Raw genomic sequence first — 3,906 nt, 5'->3', positions numbered from 1 at the left:
ATTATCATTGATCAGGATGGGAGGATGAGTCTAGATTCAGTTTGTGATAACAATAGATCCCAGTGTCAAGGCACTGGGATGACAAGTGGTGTACTAAATGGACTAAAGGTTAAAGAAGCAAGAAAGAGAATAGTTGAAATCCTGAGTGAAAAAGGACTTTTGATAGAAAGCACTAGCATTTCTCATTCTGTTAAGTGTGCAGAAAGATCTGGTGCACCACTTGAAATATTGCCTACTTATCAATGGTTTATCAAGATTTTAGAGGAAAAAGCTAAAGTGTTAGATAAAGTGAGAGAATGCAATTGGCATCCAGCTACTATGCGTAAACGCATGGAGGTGTGGATAGAAGGGCTAAATTGGGGCTGGTGCATCTCAAGGCAGCGTTATTTTGGTGTGCCATTTCCAGTGTGGTATTCAAAACGTAAAGGAGAAGAAGGCAAAATCATTCTAGCTGAAGCGAAGGATCTGCCTATAGATCCACTCAAGGATTTGCCAAAAGGGTATAGTAAGGAAGAAGTTATCTCAGATCAAGATGTGATGGACACTTGGGCTACGAGTGCGATCACTCCTCAGCTAAGTGCACTGGCAGTAAACAACGAGTTTCACTTACCGAATCATCGCTATGACAAGATATTTCCTGCAGATCTGCGTAGCCAAAGCCATGAGATAATAAGAACTTGGGCTTTTTATACAATTTTGAAGGCACATTGCCATGCAAACTCCCTGCCATGGAAAAATATCATGATCAGTGGTTGGTGTTTAGCTGATGATAAAAAAAAGATGAGTAAATCAAAAGATAACATCATCACTCCTCATGTAATACTTGAGACCTATGGGGCTGATGTAGTACGCTACTGGGCAGCAAACTCAAGGCTTGGAGTTGATACAGTTTACTCTGAAAATATATTCAGAATTGGTAAGCGCCTCGTTACAAAACTTTGGAATGCCAGCAAGTTCGTTTCCATGTTCATGGAAAAGCACCAAACAGTAAGCATAAATTCCATCAGTGAGACAATGGATAAATGGATATTGTCCAAGTTATACAAAGTGATAGATAGAGCAACGAACAACCTGTTGCAATTTGAATACTGCGAAGCTTTGGGGACAATAGAGGAATTTTTCTGGAAAGATTTTTGTGATAACTATTTAGAGCTGGTGAAAAAACGTGCGTATGGGGATGGAATAAACAGTGAAGCAAACTTGAGTGCTAAACAAAGTTTGGCATATGTATTAAACGTTATTTTGCGGTTATTTGCACCTTTTCTGCCGTACATTACAGAAGAGATATACCACCAGTTGTATAGTTACAATTCTGTACATAATCAAAGCAATTGGTCAAGTAAAGAAGAACTTATCTATGATAAGCATTCTGAAGAAATGGGAGACAATTCTGTGCAGATATTGAATCTCGTGAGGAAAATAAAGACAGATAATAATGTATCAGTTAAGCATTTGATAAAAAAATTGACGATAAAAGCGAACGTACGAGAGGATAGGTTGAATCAATCCGCGCAAGATGATTTGCAAACGGTTTGCAATGCTGAAGTAATGCAGTGGGGTGAGGATATAACAGGATTTACAGCTGAAAATGGAAAATTTACTGTAGGTGCAGATTTATATTGACTATCATGCAAAATTAACTTGACTTCCTTTAATGTTAGTGCTACCGTAACTATTATTGTGTAGTGAGGAGGTGATAGTGGGGGATTTATATAATAGAGCTAACACGCCGTATCTTATAGCTGATACTTTTGCTACTCTTACATTAATTTCATCCTTAGTGCTTGCTATAACTTCTCAAGTACCTCTCCCTCTAATTCTTGCTTTGGCTACATTATCTGTATCTGTTTTGGTGATTGCACTTTCATGTAAAGCAACTAATAATAAGAAAGCAGAGGTTGAAAAAAATAAATTTGCTAAAAAGGAGCAAGAGTTGGAAAACGAAATAACTCTGTGGAAAAAAGCTAAAGAAGCTGCTAACAAACAAGTGGGGGTATTAAACAATCAACTGAACTGGAAAAATAAAGAACTAACCGACATAAAACAACAATTGGAGGGTAAATGCAATGAAATTTTTGGATTCACACAAAAGAAAGAGCTATTAGAAATACAGTTAGAAGAAATAGAAAAAAAACTTGAGAAATTAGAAAATCAATCACATGAATTCATTCAAGAAAAGCAAGTTTTAGAAAGCGAAATTGAAGGGGCAAATGAGAAAATAGATCAGTTAAAGAAAAAACTAGACGTTACACAACAAAAATTAGACCGAAAAGTTCAAGAACTAGCTACCAAAACACAAAAATTAAAAGATAAAATGAAAGAGTTAGATAATATAGAACAACAACTGAACAAAACGACCATAGAAAAAGAAGCTGCAGACAAGCAGATAGAGAAATTAGACAATCAACTAATGAGAGAAAAGCAAGATTCAGATGAGAAAGTAAAAAAGTTGAATAAAAGAGTAATAACGGTAGATAAATTGGAAGAGGAAAAAGAAGAATTGTTGGCAGAACTGGAGGAACTAAAATTTACAAATAGAAAAATCACAGAAGAAAATAAGAATTTATCTAAAAAGTTAATCGATTTAAGTAGTTATGTTCATGATCAATCTTTTGAATTGACAAGGATAGAGGAAGATTATGATGATCAGATAACAATATTAAAAGATTCACTCTTGAACAAATCTTCTGAAAGGAGAAAATCTGAAGAAGCTTTGTTGCAACAGATAAAGAGTGAGGAGTTTTTTGTACAAGAAGCAATAGAATATATAGTAAATGAAATAATGGAATTAATAAAACATAAAGTAGCTGGAGGTCATAATGAAACACAGGTAGCAAAAGTAACTCAAGAGGTGAAATCACACTTGGAGGAAAGAACTTTCCAGCATTTTTCACACCGAGAAGATAAATCATCGGATCTTTTTTGCACAGAAGATGGTGCTTCACCATCTTTCAATAAAGAAGGTTCCTTGTTTTCCTCTACTCCCAAAAGAGCTTATATGCGCAACCAATCCAGCAATATACGTGATTAGACCTAAAAAAGCCACTTTCTGCTGGCAGGATTTACAACAGAAAATGGAAAATTTACTGTAGGTGCAGAGTTATAATAAGCATTTTCTTCAGCAAGTAAGGGAATTTTAACAAGAATACACAACCATTATTGCCTTTTTATGGGAAAAATAATGAGTAACTTGTTTAAAAAAGCCAATGTGCCTTATCTTGTAGCCAGTTCTTTAGCTACTCTTACGTTAATTTCATCTTTAGTGCTTGCTGTAACTTCTCAAGTACCTTTCCCTCTAATTCTTGCTTTAGCTACGTTGTCTGTTTTGGTGATTGCACTTTCGTGTAGAGCAATTAGTAGTAATAAGAGAATGGAGATTGAGAGAAGTAAATTTGCTGAAAAAGAGCGAAGGTTAGAAAATAAAATATCTTTAGAAAAAGAAGCTGGAGAAGCTGCAAATAAAAAGGTAGGGGAGTTAAAGGAACGATTAAATGAATTAATGAAAGAGAAGCAAGGTTTAGACAAAAAAGCAAGAGGATTAGATGAGAAGGTAGTTCGGTTAGAAGCTGAAAAAGATAATCTTTCTGAAGAAAAAGAATCTTTGGAGCAAAAGTTAGAAGGTAAAACGAATCGTATAGCCGAATTGTGCAGAATGGTAAACGAATTTCAAAAAATAATAAATGCGCCTTATAAACAGGAAAAGAAATCACACCGTAAACAACAAATAAAAGAGTTGCGTTATAGACAAATGAAGAAGTTACACTATGCACAAATGAAGAAATCATTGCACCTTAAAATCTCACGTTTATGTAAACAGCAACTAGTCTCTGTGAACAAAATTTTAGAGAAGCCATATGAGAGAACCAACGAAGTTTAAAAAACCCATAAAAACCTCAGCAGTCTTGT

At 35.0% G+C, this 3,906-nt stretch carries 3 protein-coding genes; all 3 read left to right on the top strand.

Going from position 1 to position 3,906, the window contains the following annotated elements:
• Nucleotides 1–1,623, top strand: a 1,623-nt coding sequence (locus GO685_RS03930) for a class I tRNA ligase family protein (RefSeq protein ID WP_175937659.1), incomplete at its 5' end; no start/stop codon positions are given.
• Between the two features lie 76 nt (nucleotides 1,624–1,699).
• Nucleotides 1,700–3,031 carry a coiled-coil domain-containing protein gene (locus GO685_RS03925; RefSeq protein ID WP_175937658.1) on the top strand — a complete coding sequence of 444 codons (1,332 nt, stop codon included), beginning with the start codon at nucleotides 1,700–1,702 and terminating at the stop codon, nucleotides 3,029–3,031.
• Nucleotides 3,032–3,208: 177 nt separating this feature from the next.
• Nucleotides 3,209–3,877, top strand: a complete 669-nt coding sequence (locus tag GO685_RS03920) for a hypothetical protein (protein WP_175937657.1) — start codon at nucleotides 3,209–3,211, stop codon at nucleotides 3,875–3,877.
• The last annotated feature ends 29 nt before the right edge of the window (nucleotides 3,878–3,906 follow it).

This window comes from Wolbachia endosymbiont of Madathamugadia hiepei, from assembly GCF_013366855.1.
Lineage (GTDB): Bacteria > Pseudomonadota > Alphaproteobacteria > Rickettsiales > Anaplasmataceae > Wolbachia.
This window is presented reverse-complemented; position numbering and strand designations above follow the sequence as displayed.